This window comes from Burkholderia sp. Bmkn7, assembly GCF_041103175.1.
GTDB lineage: Bacteria > Pseudomonadota > Gammaproteobacteria > Burkholderiales > Burkholderiaceae > Burkholderia > Burkholderia cepacia.
Genome location: NZ_JBGCUH010000003.1, coordinates 1,482,615 through 1,505,126, shown reverse-complemented (window position 1 = coordinate 1,505,126; position 22,512 = coordinate 1,482,615). Strand labels below are relative to the sequence as shown.

16 protein-coding genes are annotated in these 22,512 nt (G+C 69.7%); 7 read left to right on the top strand and 9 right to left on the bottom strand.

The annotated features are described in order from the left end of the window. Nucleotides 1-52: 52 nt before the first annotated feature. The 4 genes from arfB to recC are packed head-to-tail and all read right to left on the bottom strand — an operon-like array spanning nt 53 to nt 9,793. Nucleotides 53-457 (bottom strand): alternative ribosome rescue aminoacyl-tRNA hydrolase ArfB, encoded by a 405-nt coding sequence (arfB, locus tag AB3K92_RS28545; protein ID WP_021162067.1) that lies wholly within the window; start codon nt 455-457, stop codon nt 53-55. Next, nucleotides 454-2,745 carry an AAA family ATPase gene (locus tag AB3K92_RS28540; protein WP_369466301.1) on the bottom strand — a complete coding sequence of 764 codons (2,292 nt, stop codon included), beginning with the start codon at nt 2,743-2,745 and terminating at the stop codon, nt 454-456. The genes arfB and AB3K92_RS28540 overlap by 4 nt, the downstream gene beginning before the upstream one ends. Next, complete coding sequence (gene recB, locus AB3K92_RS28535) at nt 2,742-6,452, bottom strand: exodeoxyribonuclease V subunit beta (RefSeq protein ID WP_369466300.1); 3,711 nt, start codon at nt 6,450-6,452, stop codon at nt 2,742-2,744. Before recB ends, AB3K92_RS28540 begins: the two co-directional genes overlap by 4 nt. Then, nucleotides 6,449-9,793, bottom strand: a complete 3,345-nt coding sequence (gene recC / locus AB3K92_RS28530; RefSeq protein WP_369466299.1) for an exodeoxyribonuclease V subunit gamma — start codon at nt 9,791-9,793, stop codon at nt 6,449-6,451. Before recC ends, recB begins: the two co-directional genes overlap by 4 nt. Nucleotides 9,794-9,974: 181 nt before the next feature. Here recC and AB3K92_RS28525 point away from each other — a divergent pair, with 181 nt between their 5' ends. Next, nucleotides 9,975-12,266, top strand: coding sequence for an FUSC family membrane protein (locus tag AB3K92_RS28525; RefSeq protein ID WP_369466298.1), 2,292 nt, complete (start codon nt 9,975-9,977; stop codon nt 12,264-12,266). A gap of 291 nt (nt 12,267-12,557) precedes the next feature. Continuing rightward, nucleotides 12,558-13,925, top strand: coding sequence for an amino acid permease (locus AB3K92_RS28520; RefSeq protein ID WP_048024431.1), 1,368 nt, complete (start codon nt 12,558-12,560; stop codon nt 13,923-13,925). A 147-nt stretch (nt 13,926-14,072) separates the two neighbouring features. On the opposite strand, the gene AB3K92_RS28515 is transcribed toward AB3K92_RS28520, so the two are convergent. Beyond that, a complete protein-coding gene (locus AB3K92_RS28515; RefSeq protein WP_006476417.1) occupies nt 14,073-14,234 on the bottom strand; it encodes a hypothetical protein in 162 nt (53 codons plus the stop codon). A 255-nt stretch (nt 14,235-14,489) separates the two neighbouring features. On the opposite strand from AB3K92_RS28515, the gene AB3K92_RS28510 reads away from it, so the two are divergent. From AB3K92_RS28510 to AB3K92_RS28500, 3 genes are read left to right on the top strand one after another with little or no spacing between them, the layout of a single operon-like run. Next, nucleotides 14,490-15,533, top strand: a complete 1,044-nt coding sequence (locus AB3K92_RS28510) for a Fe(3+) ABC transporter substrate-binding protein (RefSeq protein WP_060221621.1) — start codon at nt 14,490-14,492, stop codon at nt 15,531-15,533. A gap of 43 nt (nt 15,534-15,576) precedes the next feature. Then, entirely contained in the window at nt 15,577-17,211 is a 1,635-nt protein-coding gene (locus AB3K92_RS28505) for an iron ABC transporter permease (RefSeq protein WP_230956040.1), read from the top strand. A gap of 4 nt (nt 17,212-17,215) precedes the next feature. Beyond that, complete coding sequence (locus tag AB3K92_RS28500) at nt 17,216-17,989, top strand: ABC transporter ATP-binding protein (protein WP_021159403.1); 774 nt, start codon at nt 17,216-17,218, stop codon at nt 17,987-17,989. A gap of 42 nt (nt 17,990-18,031) precedes the next feature. Here the strand turns inward: AB3K92_RS28500 and AB3K92_RS28495 are convergent, their stop codons facing one another. The 4 genes from AB3K92_RS28495 to AB3K92_RS28480 all read right to left on the bottom strand — a co-directional run bounded on the left by AB3K92_RS28495 (nt 18,032) and on the right by AB3K92_RS28480 (nt 20,491). Then, nucleotides 18,032-18,502 carry an Lrp/AsnC family transcriptional regulator gene (locus tag AB3K92_RS28495; RefSeq protein ID WP_006484401.1) on the bottom strand — a complete coding sequence of 157 codons (471 nt, stop codon included), beginning with the start codon at nt 18,500-18,502 and terminating at the stop codon, nt 18,032-18,034. Nucleotides 18,503-18,746: 244 nt separating this feature from the next. Beyond that, nucleotides 18,747-19,388 carry an NAD(P)-dependent oxidoreductase gene (locus AB3K92_RS28490; protein ID WP_021159401.1) on the bottom strand — a complete coding sequence of 214 codons (642 nt, stop codon included), beginning with the start codon at nt 19,386-19,388 and terminating at the stop codon, nt 18,747-18,749. Nucleotides 19,389-19,516: 128 nt separating this feature from the next. After that, a complete protein-coding gene (locus AB3K92_RS28485; RefSeq protein WP_226202362.1) occupies nt 19,517-19,972 on the bottom strand; it encodes an Rrf2 family transcriptional regulator in 456 nt (151 codons plus the stop codon). A 90-nt stretch (nt 19,973-20,062) separates the two neighbouring features. After that, nucleotides 20,063-20,491, bottom strand: coding sequence for a hypothetical protein (locus AB3K92_RS28480; RefSeq protein WP_021159399.1), 429 nt, complete (start codon nt 20,489-20,491; stop codon nt 20,063-20,065). 193 nt (nt 20,492-20,684) lie between these two features. Between AB3K92_RS28480 and AB3K92_RS28475 the strand changes: the two genes are divergently transcribed. Continuing rightward, nucleotides 20,685-21,020 (top strand): hypothetical protein, encoded by a 336-nt coding sequence (locus AB3K92_RS28475; RefSeq protein WP_059498062.1) that lies wholly within the window; start codon nt 20,685-20,687, stop codon nt 21,018-21,020. Nucleotides 21,021-21,283: 263 nt separating this feature from the next. Continuing rightward, a complete protein-coding gene (locus AB3K92_RS28470; RefSeq protein WP_048024422.1) occupies nt 21,284-22,477 on the top strand; it encodes an ammonium transporter in 1,194 nt (397 codons plus the stop codon). Nucleotides 22,478-22,512 lie beyond the last annotated feature (35 nt).

Below are 22,512 nucleotides of genomic sequence, written 5' to 3'. Positions count from 1 at the left end.
CGGGTGCGTGCGCCCGGGTGCCGCACCCGCGGTTCGTCCGCCCGGCCATTCGTCAGTCGATCACCTTCCCTCTTCCCGACTTCACCGCGCTGCGGCGCGACTTGTGCTCGAGCCGCCGCTCCTTCGACGCGCGCGTCGGCCGCGTGGCGACCCGTGCGCGCGGCGTGAACGCAACGCCGGCGATCAATGCATCGAGGCGCGCCAGCGCGGCCTCGCGGTTTTTCTCCTGGGTGCGGTATTCCTGCGACTTGATCACGACGATGCCGTCGCGCGTGATGCGCTGGTCGGACAGCGCGAGAAGCCGCTCCTTGATGACAGGCGGCAACGACGACGCGCGGATGTCGAAGCGCAGGTGAATCGCGCTCGACACCTTGTTCACGTTCTGCCCGCCGGCGCCTTGTGCGCGCACGGCCGTCCATTCGACCTCGGCCGGATCGAGCGTATAGCGGATCATCATCGCGACGCCTCCATGCGGCGCCGTGCAAGCGCCTCGTCGACGCGTGCCGCGAGCCCCGAATCGCGCTGCGTGCGCGTCGCGACCGCCTGCGCCAGCACGCGCCGCGGCCCGATCACCTGCACGCGCGTACGGGCACGCGTGACGGCCGTATAGACGAGTTCGCGCGTGAGCACACGGCCGAACGATGCCGGCAGCACCAGCGCGGCTTCGTCGAATTCCGAGCCCTGCGATTTGTGGACCGTCAGCGCGAACGCGGTTTCGTGCGGCGGCAGCGCAGCAGGCGACACCGCGCGCGCGGTGCCGTCCGCACGCCGGAACCACACGCGCAGCACGCCGTGCGCGTCGGGCAGCGCAATGCCGATATCGCCGTTGAACAGCCCGAGCGCGTAGTCGTTGCGCGTCACCATGATCGGCCGCCCCGTGAACCAGTGCGCGCCGACCGCCAGCGGCACGCGCGCCGCGTGGCGCACGTGCGCGGCCACGAGCGCATTGACGTGCTCCGCGCCGCGCAAGCCGCTGCGGGTCGCGCACAGGATCCGGAACCGGTTGAGCGCGTCGAACAGCGGCAGCGGATCGGGCACCGGCGCGGCCAGCGCGTCGCGCAACGCGTCGAGGTAAGCACCGAACCGCCGCGCGAGCCGCTCGAGCGTCAACGTCGCGAGCGACTCGCCCGCATCGTCATGGAATGACGCGGCCGCCGAATCGTCGGCGGGCAGCGCGTCGAGCGCGGCCTGCACGTCGCCGCTGCGGATCGCCAGCGACAGCCGCCCGATCGGCGAATCGAGACCGAAGCGGTAGTTGCGTTCGAGCCAGACGACGCAGTCGGCGAGCGGTGCGGGTGCCGGTGCGGGCGTGGGCGCGGCGGACGCGGCGGCGGGTTCGCCCGGCGGGTTCGATGTGACCGACGCAAGCGCCGCGTCGCCTGCGTCGAACGGCGGCAGCTCGACGGCGTCGAGCCACGCCAGTTCGTCGACCTCGATCCATGCGGAGGCCTCGCCTGCATCGCCTGCTTCACCGGTTTCGGCCGGCGGCGGCGCGACGTCGGACGACGAAACTTCGTCATCCTGCGGTTCGTCGTCGAAGAGCGATGCCTGTCTCGCATCGGCCTTCCGTCGCGACGCCGGCTTGCGTGTGGCGGTCGATGGCGGCGCCGGAACGCGGGACGCGGCGGAAACCGGATGCACAGCGGGAACGGGCGCGGCCACGGTCGCGGCCTCGCCCTGCACCGGCAGCGCCGCGACGAATGCCGCCTCGTCGATGCCGAGCGCCTGCGCGATGCGTGTACGCGCCGCGGCGGTAAACGCCGGCCGCGCGCTCAGCTCCGCGAATACGGCACCCGCCTCGACCGCGGCCAGTTGATCCTTGTCGCCGAGCAGCACGAGCCGCGCCCCCGGCGCGAGCGCATCGAGCAGATGCGCTGCGAGCGCGACGTCGATCATCGATGCCTCGTCGACGACGATCAGGTCGTACGGCAGCGGATTGTCGCGATGATGCCGGAAACCGGCCGCCCCGCCGCCGCCCAGCAGCCGGTGCAGCGTGTACGACGTATCGGGCAGGCGCGCCGCGAGTTCGGGCGGCAGGTCGCCGGCCCGCGCATGCAGTGCTTCCTGCATCCGCTGCGCGGCCTTGCCGGTCGGCGCGGCCAGCGCGACGCGCAGCCCCGGATGCGCATCGAGCAGACAGGCCAGCACGCCGACGACGGTGGTCGTCTTGCCCGTGCCCGGGCCACCGCTGACGATCGTCACGCGGCCGGTCAGCGCGACGATCGCCGCGACGCGCTGCCAGTCGACTTCGCCGTTCGCCGGCCCGAAGTAACGCGCGAGACTGTCGCGCAGCCGGTCGGGCGCAAGACCTTCGTCTGGCATGGTCGCACCGGCCTGCGCGACGAGCGCATCGGCGAGCCGCCGTTCGTAGTCGAAATAGCGCGACAGGTACAGGTGGTCGTGGCGGTCGACGATCAGCGGCCGCTCGTCGCCACGCGCGAGCGTGCCGAACGCGACCACGCCGCTCGCGGCGAGCGCCGCGCGAACCTCATCGAGCGGTGTTTCGTAGCGCTGCGCGAGCGCGCCGAGCGCGACGCACACGTGGCCGCCCGCGGTCGCACGACTCGTCGCGAACGCGGCGCGCGCCGCCCAGCGCGCGGCCGCGGCCGGCGCGCCGGCGCGGCGAGCGAGATCGCCGATCCGCCGCGCGAAACCTTCCGCGAGCGCGATGCCGAAATCGGCGGGCTCGGGCAGCCGCGCGACGAGGCCGCCGGTGAATTCGAGCGTATCGTCCTGCGCGTTCATCCTCGGCCCCCTTCCATCATCCGGTCGAGTGCGTCGACAAGCGCACGCGCGGGCCGCCGCGCATGCACGCCGGCCGGCTCGCCGCCGCTGCGCCAGCTGGGCCGTACACCCCGCACGAACAGGTACAGGTAGCCCGCGACATGCGTGTCGTAGTCGTAATCGGGCAGCCGCCCGCGCAGGTAGCGATGCAGCGCGACCGTATAGAGCAGCGCCTGCAGGTGATACGCGTGGTCGGCCATCGCGACGTCGAGCGCGCGCGGGCCGTAAGCGTCCGGCGTCGTGCCGAGATGGTTCGACTTCCAGTCGACGATCCAGAAGCGGCCGTCGTGTTCGACGATCATGTCGATGAAACCCTTGATGAAACCGGCGAGCATGCCCGCCTCCAGTGCAACGTCCGGGTAGCCGTGCGCAACCAGCAGGCGGCGCAGCGCCATCAGGTCGAGCGACGGCGCCGGGAACAGGAACCCCATTTCGTCGAGCCGCTTCGCGGGATCGAGATCGGCGAGCCGCATGCCCGGCACGAGCTCGGTGTGCACGACGTCATCGACCAGTTGCGCCATCATCGCCGGCAGACGTGTCGCGAGTTCGGGCCCGGCCTCGACCGGCCGGTCGTGCAGCGCACCGAGCGCGGCCTTCGGCCACGACTCGGGCTCCGTGAACCGGCTGAGCTCGAACAGGCGGTGCAGGCACTCGCCGGCCGCCGCGCCGCGCGGGAACACGAGGATGTCGTCGTCCGGCGGTTCGGGCGCAACCGTATCGGCCAACAGCCATTCGGCATCCGGCGCGACCGCGGCAAGCGCATCGTGGTCGGGCCGCAGTTCGTCATCCGGCACGGCCGCGACGCCCGCCTCCTCGCGCGCCATCGACGCGGTCAGCGAACTGAAGCTGGCCATCCGCCAGGCATCGCGCAGCACGCGCGTCGCATGGCGCGCCGCGAGCGTCTGCGACGCGTCGTGCCCGGCCGCCAGACGCACGGGGCGCGCTGGCGCCGGCAGCGGCGCGACGCTCACGGGGCCGCCCGCGAGCGCATGCCACGCCGAATCGAGCGCGGCTTCGTCGGGCGGCTCGTCGAGCCACGCATCGAACGCCTGGCCGGCGCCGGCGACGAGCCAGTTCAGCACGCTGCGTCGCGCCTCGCGCGTCGAGCGCGACGACAGGTACGGCCCGGCGACGACGTAGCAGCGATAGACCGCACGCGTGAGCGCCACGTAGACGAGCCGTGCGCGTTCCGCGGCCTGCTCGCGCAGCGCTTGCCGCGCCGCGTGGGCGGCCGCCTCGTCGTCGCACCCGTAATGCAGCACCGCGTCGCCCGCATCGTCGTGGTATTCGCGCGCATCGGGCAACGCGGACGCGGGCGGCTCGCGCAACCCGCCGTCGTTCAGGAACGGACAGAACACGATTGCGTATTCGAGGCCTTTCGACTTGTGCACGGTGACGATCTGCACGAGGTTGCGATCGGATTCGAGCCGCAACTGCGCTTCCTCGCCGCCGCCGTCGAGCCGTTGCGCGGCAAGCCAGCGCAGCGTCGGCGCGATGCCCGGCTGCGCGGACGCGCGTGCCTGCGTCAATTCGGCCAGATGGTTGATGTCGGTCACGCGACGCTCGCCGTCCGCGCCGGCCATCAGCCGCTCGGCGATCCGCAATTCGCGCGTGAACGTGCGCCACATCACCGCGAAACCGCGTTCGCGCCACAGCAGCCGGTACCGCGAGAAGCGCTCGACCCAGCTCATCGCGTCGGCACTGTCGGCCGCGGACGCTTCGTGCGACGCATCACCGTCGCCCTGCTCCATCCGCCACAGTGCGCCGGCATCGAGGCCGAACCAGTCGGCTGCGAGCGCCGCGCGCAGCCGCCGCAGGTCGCCCGGCGCATCGATCGCCGCCAGCACGCGTTCAAGCTGCTCCGCGTCGCCGGTCGAGAACACCGAGGCCTGCGCCAGTTCCACGCTGCCGATGCCCCACGCGGCCAGCACGCGCTTCACGAGACTGCCCTGCCGGTGCGTCTGCACGAGCACCGCGATATCGCCCGGCGACAGCGGCGACTCGCCGAGCCGCACGCGCCCTTCGCGCGCGCCCCGCATCAGGCGGGCTATCTCGGCGGCGCAGGCCTGCGCGGCCTGTGCCTGCGCATCACGCTTGAGCAACGTGCCTTCACCGCCAGGCAACGCCCACACCCGGAAGTCGCCGGATGGGCCCGGATCGGTTTCGTCGACGAACGGCGCGCGCACGCGCGTGCCGGCACGCACCGCGTAATAGTCGAGCCCGTCGAGCACGAACGCGCGCGGATTCGACATGAAGAAGCGGTTGCACGCATCGACGATCGCGGGCGTCGAACGCTGGTTGACCGCGAGCGTGTAGCACGCGCTCGCCCGCGCGCGCGCCGCCAGATAGGTATGCAGATCGGCCGCGCGGAAGCTGTAGATCGCCTGCTTCGGATCGCCGACGAGGAATAACGGGCCGCCCGGCGCGAAGATCCGGTCGAAGATCGCGAACTGCAGCGGGTCGGTATCCTGGAACTCGTCGATCAGCGCGGCCGGATAGCGCGCGCGCAGCGTCTCGGCGAGCCACGGATGCGCATGCAGCGCGTGGTACAGGTTCGCCAGCAGATCGTCGAACGACACGATGCGCCGCGTGCGCTTGCGCTCGGCCAGCTCGCCCGGCGCCAGGTCGAGCCATTCGGCGATCAGCGCGAGCCAGCGCGCGCGCTGCGCGGCTTCAGCCGCCGCCACGGCCGCCTCGAGCGCGTCCGCCACGTCGAAGAACGCGTGTTCGGGCGTCGCGCCGCCTTTTTTCGTCGCCTTCACGAGCGCGGTGCGCGTGAGCTTCAGCGCGGCCTTCGGCAGCGTAGCCGTCGCGTCGCCCTGCTCGAAATGCGCGGCCCATGCGGCGAGCGCATCGGCAACTGCTTCGGGTTTGTGCGACCGCTGGTTGAGCGCGGGCTGCGCGGCGCGCAGCAACGCATCGATCGCTTCGCGCTCGGCCGCCCACATCCGCCCGGCCTCCGCGAAGCATTCGGCCGCAGCGGCCTCGGCCGATTCGTCGGGCTCGGTCACGCCGTCCCAGCGCAGCGCGGCGAGCGGCTTCTTCAACCGGCGCGCGAGCTGCGCATCGAGCGCGGCCGGCCCGGCGCCCGATTCGACGAGCCAGGTCGCGAAACCCGGCCAGCGCGCGGCCGCCGGTTCGACGCGCGTGCGCCAGAAATCCGCCGCGAGTTCGAAGCGCAGCGACGCATCGTCGGCCTCCATGTCGAACGCGAACGGCATCGCGGCCGCGAACGGCGCTTCCTGCAGCGCACGCTGGCAGAACGCGTGGATCGTATGGATGGCCGCCTGGTCGAACGCGCGCAGCGCACGCCGGATCCGCTTCGCGGCCGTTTCGGGGTCGAGCTCGCCACCTTCGCCGAGCGTCGTCTCGAGCAGGCGCTCGATGAACGGATCGCCGCCGTCGTCACCCGTGTCGAGCGCATGCGCAAGCTGCGCGAGCCGGCCGCGAATCCGCTCGTGCAGCTCCGCGGTCGCCGCTTTCGTGAAGGTCACGACGAGGATTTCGTCCGCGCCGAGATCCTTTTCCAGCAGCAGGCGCACATAGAGCGCGCAGATGTTCCAGGTCTTGCCGGTGCCGGCCGATGCCTCGATCTGGTTGACGCCATCGAGCGGACACGCGAACACGTCGAGTTCGAGCGCCTGCTGCGGCTGCGACACGGCGCTCATGCGACCTCCTTCAGATGCTCGACGAGCGGATCGAACACGAGCCGCGCGAGCGTGGCGAACGGCTCGTCGAGCGACGCATGCGCGCCGCGCCATGCGATCGCGATGGCCGGATCGTCGGCTTCGCTCACGACCCGCTCGTTGATCCAGACACTCGCGGCCTTGGCCTCGCCGTCGGACACCCGCGCCCATGCGCTGCGCGGAAAGAACCGCAGCGGCATGCGCCGCCCCGCGCGAAATAGCGCGGCAAGCGGTGCGAGCTGCTCGAGCGGCGCGGCGACCGGCGTCAGCTCGAATGCGCCGCCGCTGCCGAACCACAGGGTGCGGCGCGGGCCGCCGGGCTCGATCGCGCAGTAGACGAGATGCGCAAGCCACGCGGACAGGTAGTCGCGCGCACTCGGCCTCGCATAACGGTAGATGATCTGCCCGGCCTGCGTCAGCCGGTTCAGCGTGCCGTGCAGTTCAAGCGGTGCGCTCACCGCGTCGCCCGACAGCAGCGCGTCGTGCGCGCCGAACAGCGTCTGCTCGGTGTCGGGCCACGCGGGCACGATGGTGAGCGAGAACGACCGCCGCTCCATCCCGTCGGCCAGCGCACGACGCACGTTCGATGCCAGCTGCGTCATCGAGCCGAGCGCCTGGTCGCGCCACACGGCGCCCGTCGCGCCGCCCGGCAGTTCGGGGCTCGCGTCCGCGATGCGCAGCGCGTGATCGTGCACGCCGCCCTCGTCCGATTCGATCAGCAGCGGCAGCACGCGCTCGGCGAGCGCATCGCTGCCGGCGAAGTCGAGCGCGAACGGTTCCGTATCGAGCAGTTCGGCCTGCGCGTCGGCAAGCACGATGCCGAGCCGGCCGCGCAGCAACGCACGCGCCGGATGGCGCCAGAAGCGTTCGAATTCGCTGAATGCGACAGGCTCGACCGGCTCGGCCGGCAGCGGCTGCGCGAAGAACGGCAATTCGCGCGGGCCGTCGCGCGACGCTTCGGCGGCGAGCAGCGACGCGAGCGTCGCCCGCTCGGCGTCATAGGACACGAGCGCGCTGCCGGGCTGGAAATACGCGGCCGCGAACGGCTGCAGCGGATGCTCGACGATGAACGCGCGCCGCGCGGCATCGACTGCGTCCGGCGCGGCGTCGGGGCCCGCCGTGACGAGCGCGAGATGGTCGAGCAATTCGTCGACGAGTGCCGCGGGCGGCAACGGCGCGTTGTCGCGAATGCTGCGGCCCGTATAGGCAATCAGCAACCGGTCGCGTGCGGCGAGCAGCAGGTCGAGAAACAGGTTGCGCTCGTCGTCGCGGCGCTGGCGATCGCCGAGCTTCGGCAACACGGCCATCAGGTCGAATTCGTCCGCGCGCGCGAGGCTCGGCAGCACGCCGTCGTCCATCCCGAGCAGGCAGACGACGCGATACGGCAGCCCGCGCAGGCTCGTCAGCGACGAGAACGTGACGCCGCCCCACGGCACCCCGCCGCGCGCCGGGTCGTCGAGCGCGGCGGCCAGCCCGGCCCGGACGACGGCTGCCGGCAGCGCTTCGTCGGGCGCCCCCTCCGTCATCGCGGCCAGCATCGCGTCGAGCGCGTCGCGCACGCCCGCGAGCGCATCCGCATATGCGGCGCCCGAATCGAAGAAACGCGCAAGCGTGTCGGCGAACAGTTCGCTCCAGCCGTGCGGCGTATGCGCTTCGGCCAGCCGCCGCGCGAAGCCGTCGAGATCGTCGGTGAAGCGTGCGAGCCGGCCGAGCAGTTCGGCCTCGCTGCCGGTGGCCGCCTCGATCGGCAGCCATGCGCCGACCGGCGCCGCGCCTTCCGGCATCGCATAACCGAGAAAGAGCCGCGCGAGCGCATCGGAGAACGTATGACGCGGCGACGGCACGGCCGCATCGTCGCTCGCGAGCGGCGACAGCCCACGCCGCGCGCCGGCGGCCGCGAGCCAGGTCTGCACCGTCTCGAGCGCCGTCGCATCGATGCCGTAGCGTGCCGCCACCGCGTCGACACGCAGCCATTCGACCAGCTCGGGCGCACCGACCTGCCGCTCCGGCAACGCGAGCCAGTCGAGCAGCACGCGCGCGACCGGGTTCGCCTGCGAAGGCGGCAGGCCGGTGATCCGGTAAGGCACGCGCGCACCGCCACTGCCGGCCGTGCCGAACACGGCGTCGATCAGCGGGCCGGCCGCCGCGAGATCGGCGACCGCGACGAGCACGTCGGACGGCTGCAGGCTCGCGTCCGCGTCGAACCACGCGAGCAGCCGGTCGTGCAGCACCTCGAGCTGGCGCGCGAGGCTGTGGCATACGTGCACCTCGATGCCGCGCTCGGCCGGGGCATCGCCGGCTTCGGCCTCGGGCCGCAGCTCGAGGATCGCGTTCTGCACGCGCGCGAGCCAAGTCGGCGCGGGATTCTCGACGAAACGCGACGCGTCGCCCGACGCGGCGCTTTCAGTCAGTTCGTGCAGCATGTGCAGTTGCGCCTGGGTCTGCCTGCCCCATTCGGCGAGCAGCGGATGGCCGACCTCCTGGTAGTCGAGGCGCCCGGCCGCGTCGAGCGCTTCGGCATGCGCGGCGGTCACGATGTCGAACCAGAATTCGCGGCACGGGTTCAGCGCATAGACGCGCACGTCGATCCAGCGCGACAGTTCGCGCAGCAATGCGACGTGCAGCGGCGGCATCGTCGGCAGTGCGAACACGCTGACCGATTCCGGCCAGTGCGTGCGTGCGCGCGCGACGGTTTCGGCATCGAGATGGCGCGCCTCGACGAGGAAGCGGTGCGCCGGCGGCGTGCCGCTGTCGCTCAGCTCGGCAAGCAGCGCGCGCCACAGCGCGGCCTGCCAGCGCTCGTCGTCGCGCGCGGCGTCGCTGATCCCGCGCGGCGCGCCGTCGCCCGCGAGCACGGACTCGCCGGCCTGCCACGCGGCGAGCCACTCGGGACGATAGGTCAGGTAATGGTCGAGCACGGCCGCGACGCGGTGGGCAAGCTCGTAGCGCATCGCATCGTCGGACGCGGACAGATACGCGGCCAGCCGCGGCGACGCGAGCCACGGCGCACCGTCGGATGCCTGCGCGAACAGCCGGTAGCAGCGCCACACGAGGCGGTCGGGCGCGAACGGCGAACGCGCGGGCACCGTCAGCACGCGGCCGATCTGCGCCCACAGCCACTGCGCGAGATACGTGAACTCGACGTTCGCGCATACGCCGTTGCGCGCGGCGATGTCGAGCTCGAGGCGACGGCGCAGCGCCGCGCTCGGCACGATGACCTGTTGCGGCGCCCACGGGCCGTTGCGGGCCGGGAACGCGGCCAGATCCTCGAGCAGCGCGTCGGCCAGCGTTTCGTGACGGTTCGAATAGAAGAGATGGAGCATGAAGCAGGCGTCGGAACCTCGCGCGGGCGGGGCCGGGCGAACAGGATCACCAAGGATAGCAAATGGACCGCCTCCGCGAACCTCGGCCGGAAAGCCAGGTTTTGCGGACCGCGAAATACGATAGACTCGTCGCCAGTCAATACGCCGCCCCGGGCGTCTTCGTCAGCCATTCAGTCCATCGATGCGCTATTCGGTCGAAATCAGAAAGTTTTTCTACAGCCAGTACTTTTTCGGCGGCCTGCGGATCGCGGTCGGCGTGTCGCTGCCGGCCGTGCTGTGCCTGATCGTGTTTCACAACCGCGAGCTCGGCTTCACGATCTCGACCGGCGCGCTCGGCGCCTGCGTCGTCGACATGCCGGGCCCGCTCAAGTACAAGCACAACGAAATGCTCGCGTGCAGCGTGATCGGCTTTCTGGCCGCGCTCGCGACCGGCCTTGCCACACCGAACATCTTCGTGCTGTGGCTCACCATCGTGCCGCTCACCTTCGTGCTGTCGCTGATCGTCGTCTACGGCAACCGCTGGCCGCAGATCAGCTTCGCGACACTGTTCATGATGGTGATGACGCTCGAGGAGAAATTCACGCCGCTGCAGGCGTTCATCAACGCCGGCTGGATTCTCGCGGGCGGCCTCTGGTACACGTACTGGGCCACGCTCGTGTCGCGATGGCAGGCGCGCCGGATCGAGCAGCAGGCGCTGGCCGAGAGCCTGTTCGCCTGCGCCGACTACCTGCTCGCGCGCGCGCAGTTCTACGACCTCGATGCCGATCTCGACGAGTGCTACCGCAATCTCGTCGCCAAGCAGATCACGGCGGTCGAAACCCAGGAAACCGCGCGCGACATCGTGCTGCGCAACCTGCCGAAGCTGCGCCGCGGCAAGCTCGATCCCGGCCGCACGACGATGTACAACCTGTTCATCAACAGTGTCGACCTGCACGAGCTGTTCGTCGGCGCACACACCGATTACCCGCTGGTGCGCAACACGTTCGGCGGCTCGGACCTGATCATCTTCTATCGCGACCTGATCCGCAAGGCGGCCGCCGATCTCGAGGAGATCGGCCTCGCGGTGCTCGAAAACCGCGCCCCGCATTCGCGGATCAGCGTGAAGGCCGAGTTGCGCGCGATCGAGTACGAGATCGAGCTGATGCGCAAGAAGAACTTCCCGGCCACCAACGCGGAGGCGTATGCGGCCGTGCTCGCCACGTTCCGGCGCATCTGGAGCGCGACGCGCCTGATCGACCGGATGCGCCGCAACCTGTCGGGCCACGCCGATCCGCAGCAGACCGAACTGAAGATCGACAAGGCGCTCACGCGCTTCCTGCAGCGCCGCCGGATGTCGCCACTCCTGATCTTCTCGAACCTGAACATGCGTTCCCCGAGCTTCCGCCACGCGCTGCGCGTGACGATCGCGGTGGCGGTCGGGTTCTGGCTCGGCCGGCTGCTGCCGCTCACGAACGCGTACTGGATCGTGATGACGACCATCATCATCCTGAAACCCGGCTACTCGCTCACCAAGCAGCGCAACGCACAGCGGATCATCGGCACGCTGATCGGCTGCGCGGCCAGCATCGCGCTGATCTACACGGTGAAGGAGCCGCACCTGCTGATCGCGATCATGTTCGGGTCGATGGTGATGAGCTACAGCCTGCTGCTGTTCAACTACGCGGCGAGCGTCGTGTTCACGTCGTCGTACGTGCTGCTGATGTTCCACCTGCTCGCGCCGGGCAGCATGCGGATCATCGGCGAGCGCGCGATCGACACCGTGGTCGGCTGCATGATCGCGATCGCCGCGAGCCGGCTGTTCCCGTACTGGGAATACCGGCTGATGGGCAAGCAGGTGGCCGACATGCTCACCGCGACCCGCAAGTATTTCGAGGCGGTGTGGCGGGCCGGGCGCGGCGTATCGCCGCCGCCCGTGCCGGCCGCCGACGGCGCGGCCGTCGTGCCGGTCGTCGCCGCGGCCATCGAGGCGCCGGCCACGACCCTCGACGACGACTACCGCTACCGCCTCGCGCGCAAGGACGTACACATCGCGTTCGCGAATCTCGGGCAGGCGTTCCAGCGGATGATGATCGAGCCGAAGGCGCACCAGCGCTTCGTGCCGGAACTGAACGACCTGCTCGTGCAGACCCACGTGCTCGGCGCGCAGATCACGGCCGCCGCGCCGCTGATCCGCACGGCCTGCGCAGCCGACGGCAACATCCTTCACGACGACGCGCTGCACCGCGGCCTCGCCGCCGTGCTCGACAATCTCGAGAAGGCCGAGGCCGGCGAGGCGCCGCCCGCCGATCAGCTCGACGCGTCGAAGCAGATCACGCGCGACCTCGACGCGATGGTCGTGTCCGCGGAGAAATCCGATGCGGTGGGTGCCGAGCTCACGCACGACCTGAAGGTGCTCGCACATCAGTGCAAGCAGATGCTCGCGTCGTCGCTGCTGATCCGCAAGGATGCGAGCGTGATCCGCCTGCCCGCCTGACCACGGCGTTACCCCGCCGGTCGCCGGCCCGCGCATGCCGCGGGTCGGCCTCCGGCGCTCCCCGATTCAGCGATCCCCGAAGCATGATCCGAGCTTTCCAGGCGGCCCGCGCCTTCCCTGCGCGACCGCCCGTCCCCCTGTTGCGCCCGTCGCGCCAGTCAGGGAATACCCGATTCCGGTCACCCGGCCCGGCTTGTTATCATTCGTTCACATTCAAGTTGTCTATACAACTTGAGGCAATCGGACCGGCCCCGCTCGCCCGGTCCGTCGCATAACGATATCGGAGACACGATGAAAAACTTGCAGCGCCACCTGAGCGCGCGGCACATCCGCTTTCTCGCGCTGGGTTCGGCGATCGGCACGGGCCTGTTCTACGGTTCGGCGTCCGCGATCCAGCTCGCGGGCCCGGCCGTGATCCTGGCGTACATCCTGGGCGGCGCGGCCGTCTACATGGTCATGCGCGCGCTCGGCGAGATGGCCGTGCGCGAACCCGTCGCCGGCTCGTTCGGCCACTATGCGACCGAGAACCTCGGCCCGTTTGCCGGCTTCGTCACCGGCTGGACCTACACGCTCGAAATGGTGATCGTCGCGATCGCCGACATCACCGCGTTCGGCATCTACATGGGCTTCTGGTTTCCGGACGTCCCGCAATGGATCTGGGTGCTCGGCGTCGTCGCAATCATCTGCGGGCTGAACCTGTGCCACGTGAAGGTGTTCGGCGAACTCGAGTTCTGGCTGTCGATCATCAAGGTCGGCGCGATCGTCGCGATGATCGGCGGCGGCGTGGCGATCCTGCTGACCGGCATGCACTTCGGCCATTCGGCCGACGTGCCGACGTTCGCGAACCTGTGGAACCATGGCGGCTTCCTGCCGAACGGCGTCGGCGGGCTGATCGCGTCGCTGTCGGTCGTGATCTTCGCGTACGGCGGGATCGAGGTGATCGGGATGAGCGCCGGCGAAGCCAAGGATCCGGAGCGCGTGATTCCGCGCGCGATCAACGCGGTGCCCGCGCGCATCCTGCTGTTCTACGTGCTGACGATGGTCGTGCTGATGTCGATCAGCCCGTGGACGGGTGTCGGCAGCGACGGCAGCCCGTTCGTGCAGATCTTCTCCGCGCTCGGCGTGAAGTCGGCCGCGACGATCCTCAACCTGGTCGTGATCAGCGCGGCGATCTCCGCGATCAACAGCGACATCTTCGGCGCCGGCCGGATGATGTTCGGGATGGCGCGCCAGGGCCAGGCACCGCGCGTGCTGATGACGACGTCGCGGCACGGCGTGCCGTGGGTCACGGTGCTCGTGATGGCGGTCGCGCTGCTCGCCGGCGTGCTGCTCAACTACCTGATGCCGAAAGACGTGTTCCTGATGGTCGCGGCAATCGCGACGTTCGCGACCGTGTGGGTCTGGCTGATGATCCTGCTGTCGCAGGTCGCGATGCGCCGCCGGCTGTCGAGCGCCGAAGTCGCGGCGCTGAAGTTCAAGGTGCCGTTGTGGCCGGTCGCGCCGGCGCTGACGATCGCGTTCATGGGCTTCGTGATCGTGATGCTCGGCTGGTTCGAGGACACGCGTGTCGCGCTGTATGTCGGCGCGGCGTGGCTCGCGCTGCTCGCGGCCGTGTTCTACGCACGGATCCGCCCGAAATTCGCACCTGCGTCACGTTGACGCACGGCTGACCTGCGTACGCGGCGCGCCGGTTCCGGCGCCCGCGTCGTTCCCGGCTCCGCGCGGCATCAGCCGCGCCAGCAGCCGGGCACTCACCCCTTCACATCGACGCCACGTGCGCGGCCCGCCGGGCCGCGCATCGGCTCGTCAGTGCGACGCGGCGCTCGCGGCCTCGGCCGGATGGGCTTCGTCGTACGCGTGCTTCTGCGAAATCGCGTTGTACAGGATCGTCCCGATCACGAGCAGCACGGCCACGACGATCAGGATGCTCACGTTGCGGACTGGGTTCTTCTTGCGCTGATCGTTCATGGTCGGGGCGACTCCGTCAAATTCATCGAAGCGGGCATTCTACGCGCTTGCGCCCGTCCCGCGACGCCCCGTTTCCGCTCCCCGCTTCCGCTCCCCTTTCCCGTCCTCCAGCTACCCGCCGTTATCTTTCATTTGATAACGGTTCCCATTTCGATCTAGAATCCCGAGTCTTTCATTTTGTAATGTTCCGGGTCGATCGAGCGGCAGGCGCGCCCCGGAACGCTCCCTTCGTCCACCTGCCCCTCCGGAGTCTTCATGTCGAATCCGCGCACCCGCCTGCTGCCGCTCGCCGGCGCCCTCGCCCTTGCCGCCGCTGCCTTCGCGCCGCTGGCCCACGCGGCCGAGGAAGTCAGCCTGTACACCACCCGCGAACCGAAGCTGATCCAGCCGCTCATCGAGGCGTTCACCAAGCAGAGCGGCGTCAAGGTCAATACGGTGTTCGTGAAGGACGGCCTGCTCGAGCGCGTGAAGGCGGAAGGCGCGCAGTCTCCGGCCGACGTGCTGATGACGGTCGACGTCGGCAACCTGCTCGATCTCGTCGACGGCGGGCTGACGCAGCCGGTGCGCTCGAAGACGCTCGACGACGCGATTCCCGCGAACCTGCGCGGCGCGAACGGCGACTGGTACGCGCTGTCGCTGCGCGATCGCGTGCTGTACGTCGAGAAGGACCTGAAGGTCGATGCGTTCCGCTACGAGGATCTCGCCGATCCGAAATGGAAGGGCAAGGTCTGCATCCGCTCGGGCCAGCATCCGTACAACACGGCGCTCGTCGCGGCGATGATCGCGCACGACGGCGAAGCCGCGACCGAGAAATGGCTGCGCGGCGTGAAGGCGAACCTCGCGCGCAAGGCGACGGGCGGCGACCGCGACGTCGCACGCGACATCCTCGGCGGCATCTGCGACGTCGGCCTCGCGAATGCGTACTACGTCGGCCACATGAAGAATGCGGAGCCCGGCAGCGACGCACGCAAGTGGGGCGATGCGATCAAGGTCGTGCGGCCGACGTTCGCGAACGCGAAGAGCGGCGGCACGCACGTCAACATCAGCGGCGCGACGGTCGCGAAGCATGCGCCGCACAAGGCCAACGCGGTGAAGCTGCTCGAATACCTCGTGTCGCCGGAAGCGCAGGCGCTGTATGCGCAGGCGAACTACGAATACCCGGTGCGCGCGAACGTGAAACTCGATCCGGTGATCGCCGGCTTCGGCACGCTGAAGATCGACCCGCTGCCGCTGGCGGACATCGCGAAGCATCGCAAGCAGGCGAGCCAGCTCGTCGACAAGGTCGGTTTTGACAACTGACGCAACCACCGCCGGCGCGCGCCGCGTGGCATGCCGGCCGCGCCTGCTGCCGCGCGCGGGCAGCGTATGGCTGCTCGCGGCGCTGGCGATCGCCGCGGCGGTCGCGGCGCCGCTCGCGGTGCTCGTGGCCGCCGCATTCGACGCCGATCTCGCGCACTGGCGGCATCTCGCCGAATTCGTGCTGCCGCGGGCGCTCGTCAATACGCTGCTGTTGCTCGCGGGCGTCGGCACGATCGTGTCGATCGTCGGCACCGGCTGCGCGTGGCTCGTCACCGCATACGACTTTCCCGGCCGCCGCGTGCTCACATGGGCACTGCTGCTGCCGCTCGCGGTGCCCACCTACATCGTCGCGTTCGCATACCTCGACCTGCTGCACCCGATCGGCCCCGTACAGGGCGCGATCCGCTGGCTGCTCGGCTTCGACAGCCCGCGCCAGTTCCGCCTGCCCGACCTGCGCTCGCTGCCCGGCGCGATCTTCGTACTCGGTTTCGTGCTGTATCCCTATGTTTACCTGAGCACGCGCGCGATGTTCGTCACGCAGTCCGCGAGCCTGCTCGAAGCCGCGCGCACGCTCGGCGCGGGACGCATCGCCACGTTCTGGCGCGTCGTCGTGCCGCTCGCGCGGCCCGCGATCGCGGTCGGCGTTAGCCTCGCGCTGCTCGAAACGCTGAACGATATCGGCGCATCGGAATTCCTTGGCGTGCAGACGCTGACGGTATCCGTGTACACGACATGGATCACGCGGTCCGATCTCGCCGGCGCCGCACAGATCGCGCTCGCGATGCTCGCGATCGTCGTGGGCATGATCGTGCTCGAACGCTACGGGCGCCGCCGCCAGCGCTATGCGCATGGCCGGCGCATGCGGCCGATCGCGCCGCGCCGCCTGACGGGTACGGCCGCATGGGGCGCCGCCGTGCTCGGCTGGCTGCCCGTGCTGCTCGGCTTCGGCGCGCCGGCCGCGTATCTCGCGGTCGAGACGGCCAAGCGGCTGCATCTCGTCGGGGGCGTGTCCACGCAGCTGATGACGGGGCTCGCGAACACGCTGACGATCGCCACCGCCGCCACCGTCGCGACACTCGCATGCGGGCTCGTCGTCGCATGGGCCGCGCGCGCGCAACGCGACAGCGCAGGCGCGGGCCCGGCCCGCGTGTGCGCGAGAATCGCGAGCCTCGGTTATGCGGTGCCCGGCACCGTGCTCGCGATCGGCCTGCTGATCCCGTTCGCGGCGGCCGACCGGCTGTTCGGCGCGGCACTCGGCCGCGACGGGCTGCTGCTGATGGGCTCGGCGGCCGCGCTCGTGATCGCCTACACGGTGCGTTTTCTCGCGATCCCGGCCGGCAGCATCGAGGCCGGCCTCGCGCGCATTCCCCCCTCGCTGGAACAGGCCGCGCGTTCGCTCGGCGAAACGGCCGGCGGCACGCTGCGCCGCGTGCACCTGCCGCTGCTGCGGCCCGCGCTCACCACGAGCGCACTGCTGGTGTTCGTCGACGCCATGAAGGAATTGCCGGCGACGCTGCTGCTGCGCCCGCTGAACTTCGACACGCTCGCCACCTGGCTGTATGCGGAAGCGGCGCGCGGCACCTACGAGGAAGGCGCGGTCGCCGCCCTCGCGATCGTGCTGGCCGGGCTCGTGCCCGTGATCCTGCTCGCCCGCACCCGCCACAAGATCGGAGCCTGACACCGTGAACCTGCTCGAACTCGATGACCTCTGCCTCGCCTACGACACGCCGCACGGCCGCCGCACGGTGGTCGACGGCCTGAGCCTCGCGCTGCCGCGCGGCGACATCGGCTGCCTGCTCGGTGCGTCGGGCTGCGGCAAGACCACCGTGCTGCGCGCGATCGCCGGCTTCGAACCGGTGCGCATGGGGCGCATCGTGCTGGACGGCGCGCCCGTCGCGGCGCCGTCGCTCGACGTGCCGCCCGAGCGGCGCCGCATCGGCATGATGTTCCAGGATTACGCGCTGTTTCCGCACCTCAGTGCGGCCGACAACGTCGCGTTCGGTCTGCGGCGCATGCCGAAGACCGAACGGCGCATGCGTGTCGCGGAAATGCTCGATCTGGTCGGCCTTGCCGATTCAGGCAGCGCCTATCCGCACGAGCTGTCGGGCGGCCAGCAGCAGCGCGTCGCGCTCGCCCGTGCGCTCGCGCCGTCACCGGAACTGCTGCTGCTCGACGAGCCGTTCTCGAATCTCGACGTCGATACGCGCGAGCGGCTCGCGTTCGAGCTGCGCGACATCCTGAAACGCACGGGCCACACTGCGATCCTCGTCACGCACAACCAGGCGGAAGCGTTCGCGATCGCCGACCGGATCGGCGTGATGAAGGATGGCCAGCTCGCGCAATGGGATACGCCGTACGCACTGCATCACCATCCGGCCAGCCCGTTCGTCGCGGATTTCGTGCGCCGCGACGCACTGGCCGACGAGCGCGCACGCGCACTGGCGCGCGGCCGCTGAACCCGCGGGCGCGCTGCACGCCCGCGCCGTTTCGTTGCCGCGCTACGCCGGCTCGGCAAGGTCGCGCACGGGCAGCGCGGTCGAATACTTGATCTGCTCCATCGCGAACGACGAGCTGACGTCGAACAGCGGCACCGTACGAATCAGCTGCTTGTAGACGCGGTCGTAATCGTCGATGCCGGCCACCACGACGCGCAGCAGATAATCGGTCTCGCCGCTCATCCGGTACACCTCGACCACTTCCGGCATGTCGCGCACGGCCTGCGTGAACCGCTGCGCCCATTCCTCGGTGTGCTGGTTCGTCCGGATCGCGACGAACACGGTCGTGCCGACCCCAAGCTTGCGCGGATCGCACAGCGCAACCTGCGCGCGAATCGCGCCGGTTTCCTTGAGCCGCTGCACGCGCTTCCAGCACGGGGTCTGCGACAGGTTCACGCGCTGTGCCAGTTCCGCGATCGGCAGCGTGGCATCCGCCTGCAACAGCTCCAGCAGCTTGCGATCGATGGCGTCCATTTCTCCAGTCCCTCGTAGATAGAAATTTATTCTATTCATCCTGCACAACGGGGAACAATATGAAAACCGCCTCGCCGCGTCGACCAGTGTAAATACCGATCCGGTACACGTGCGGGTCGTGCGCGTCTGCCGGCACGCAGCCCGCTCCAGACGAAACAGGCGATCCCGCCCGTCAAGGTGGAATCGCCTGGCGTTCCTGCACGTCGCGGCCGGCCCGGCGCTCACGCGCCGGCCGGCGCGCCGCTCAATACGCGACCGTCGCGATCTCGCGCACGAAGCTGCCTTGCTCGAGCGCATCGACGAACGCGACCGCGTAGTCTTCCGTCGAGATCCTGCTGTTGCCCTGCGCATCCGCGATCAGCTTGCCGACGCCCGTGCGGAACGTGCCCGTGCGCTCGCCCGGGGCGATCATCGCGGCCGGCGCGAAGAACGTCCAGTCGAGATCGTCGACCGTCTTCAGGTAGGCGAGCGCATCGCGGTGCGCGAGCGCCTGCGCCTTGTATGCTTCAGGAAAGCCTTCGCTGTCGACCAGCTGCTTGCCCGGCGCGATTTCGAGCGAACCTGCACCGCCCACCACCACGAGCCGCTTCAAGCCCGCCTCGCGTGTGCCGGCGACCAGCGCTTTCGCGGCCGCGACGACCTTCGTCGCATCGTCCTGCTTCGGGCCGTACGCGCTCGCGACGACGTCATGACCCGGCAGCGCGGCCGCAATGCTGGCCGCGTCGAACAGGTCGGCCGCCTTCGCGGTGATGCCGTCGCCGGCCGCGCCGGGATGGCGCGACAGCGCGGTCACGCGATGGCCGCGTCGCACGGCTTCCGCGGCAATACGCGAGCCGATCGTGCCGGTGGCGCCGAACAGCGCGATATTCAGGGTACGTTGCGTCATGTCGATTCTCCAGTAAGCAAAATATGTAACGATGTTAATTACAGATAAGATCGAAAAAAACGGGGCAAAGCCCCCGTTGCGCCGGACACCGCGCATGCGCGCCGTCCGGCTTCCTGCCCTGCCGCCGGTTACCCGCCGGCGCGCACGTCATGTTGCGTACGCTGTTCCAGATCCAGCACGTCGGCCGTGACGTCGGCCAGCGTGCGCGTGGCAAGCGAGGCTTCCATCGCGCGCTGCGCGTCGCCGATGTAGTCGGTCAGCGCGCCCTGGATGTGCCGCCCGACGAGACACGCGGGATTCGGTGCCTCGCGGTGCAGCGCGAACAGTTGCGCATCGTCGACCGCACGATATACGTCGAGCAGCGTGATCGCACCGGGCTCGCGCGCCAGCAGCGCACCGCCGCCCGCGCCCAGCTGCGACGTGGTCAGCCCGGCAGCCGCCAGCATCGATAGCAGGCGGCGGATCAGCGCCGGGTTCGTGTTCACGCTGCCCGCGACGATGTCTGACGACAGCGGCACGCCTTCCTGCATCGACAGCAAGGCAAGCACGTGGACGGCAAACGCGAACCGGCTGCTGGTATTCATTCCTCACCCACTTGACGACGCCGGCCCATCCTGCGGCCGGCGACATATGTAACCATCATAATTACAATTCGCGGATCATGCAAGCTCGCGTCACTCCCCGCTCGCGGGCTTGGCGCCCGACGCATTCTGCTGGCTCCACTGCTGGAGCTTCTTGCCGGCTTCGGCGATCTTCGCGCCGGCTTCGGAAGCCGCATGCGCGACGACCGCGGAAGCAGCCGCGTCGATCTGCGCCTGCGCGGCGGAGGCGAGGCCGCTCGCGGACAGCGGCGGCACGGCCGACGCCGCGGACGCGATGCCGGCCTTCGCGGCGTTGATCTGCTGGTTGACGGTGCTCGCCACCTGGTCGAGCGCCTTGGCCGCATTGTTCGCGGCATCGGCGGCCGCGCTCGCGGCCGTATCGGGTTGCGTGACCGGTGCACCGGACTTCTCGCAGCCCGCGAGCAACAGCAGCGCACCGGCGGCCACGGCCGCCAGTACGGACCCGGGCACGCGACGCGCCCGCGATGTCTTCATCTTCATCAGCAATCTCCGGCCGCGCGTGGCGCGGCCTCGTGGTTGGACCGACGTCGATGATACCGCCTGTTGAACAGGGCCAATCACGCCCCGCCATTAAAAATGGCTTTCAATTTCGGACTCGTCTGATTCAATCGCGCACGCGAGGACTCTAAAGTGGGCGAGCTTCAACCCGCTTCGGACGTGCCCCCTTTTTCTCATGGATTTCCTCGTCAACTGGCTCATCGCCCTGGCCGCGTTGCTCGCCGCCACCCTGTTCCTGTGTCTGCGCCCGCGGTCGGTGCACCGTCTGGCCGAATCCGGGCGCCCGCGCCGCGTCGCTGCCGCGCGCCTGCTCGCGCAAGCCGTGATCGGCTTCTGGACGGCCGCGCTGATCGTCGCGCAAGGCATCCTCGGCCCCGACGCCGACGGCCAGTCGCTCACGGGCTTCGCGGCGCTCGCGTTCGCCGCGCTCGGACTGACAACCGTCGCCGCCTACTGGTCGGTGTGTGCGCTGCGGCTGCGGCGGCCGCCCCCGCTGTTCGCGCGCCACTGACGCGCCGGCTGGTGCGCCGCGACGCACCACCGCGCACCACGCCGCACCAACCGGCTCGTCGCACGCACCAGTTCCGTACGCGCCGCACCACACACGTGCACCCGGCATCGCGCTCGGGCTGCGCCGGCTACGCCCTCTTCCCGTGCACGATTCATCGGAATGCCTCACCACGCGGCGCCCGGGCACCAACTCCATGCGGCGGCTCACCAAGTTGGCTCGATATTTGCATTCCTTGCCCGTTTTTTGCGCAAGGAAGCCACGGCATGGATGGTCTGAAATCCGGCGTCGACTCACTGTTCCTGTTGATCGGCGCCGTCATGGTGCTCGCGATGCACGCGGGCTTTGCATTTCTCGAACTCGGCACGGTCCGCAAGAAGAACCAGGTCAACGCGCTCGTGAAGATCCTGGTCGACTTCTCGGTGTCGACGCTCGCGTATTTCTTCATCGGCTACACGATCGCGTACGGCGTCGAGTTCTTCGACGACATCGGCACGCTGTCGCAGCACAACGGCTACGCGCTCGTGCGCTTCTTCTTCCTGCTGACCTTCGCGGCGGCCATTCCCGCGATCGTCTCCGGCGGCATCGCCGAGCGCGCGAAGTTCAATCCGCAGCTCGTCGCGACGCTGATCATCGTCGGCTTCATCTATCCGTTCTTCGAAGGGATCGCGTGGAACGAACGCTTCGGCGTGCAGGCCTGGCTCACGCACGCGTTCGGCGCGCCGTTCCACGATTTCGCGGGCTCCGTCGTCGTGCACGCGTTCGGCGGCTGGGTCGCGCTGCCGGCCGTACTGCTGCTCGGCGCGCGCCATGGCCGTTACGCGAAGGACGGCCGGATCGCCGCGCACCCGCCGTCGAACATCCCGTTCCTCGCGCTCGGTGCGTGGGTGCTCGCGGTCGGCTGGTTCGGCTTCAACGTGATGAGCGCGCAGACGCTCGACAAGATCAGCGGCCTCGTCGCCGTGAACTCGCTGATGGCGATGGTCGGCGGCACGCTCGCCGCGTGGATGGCCGGCCGCAACGACCCGGGCTTCACGTACAACGGGCCGCTCGCGGGCCTCGTCGCGGTCTGCGCGGGCTCCGACGTGATGCACCCGATCGGCGCGCTCGTCACGGGCGCGGCCGCCGGCGCACTGTTCGTCGCGATGTTCACCTGCGTGCAGAACAAGTGGCGCATCGACGACGTGCTCGGCGTGTGGCCGCTGCACGGCATGTGCGGCGCGCTTGGCGGGCTCGCGGCCGGCGTGTTCGGCCTGCCCGCGCTCGGCGGCCTCGGCGGCGTGTCGTTCATGTCACAGCTCGTCGGCACGCTCGGCGGCATCGCGATCGCGACCGCGGGCGGCACGCTCGTGTACGGTGCGCTGAAGGCGACCGTCGGGCTGCGCCTCGACCGCGAAGCCGAATTCGACGGCGCGGACCTGTCGATCCACCGCATCTCGGCGACGCCCGAACGCGATTGAGCCCCTGACAAACGCCCAACTCGCCATTACGTTTT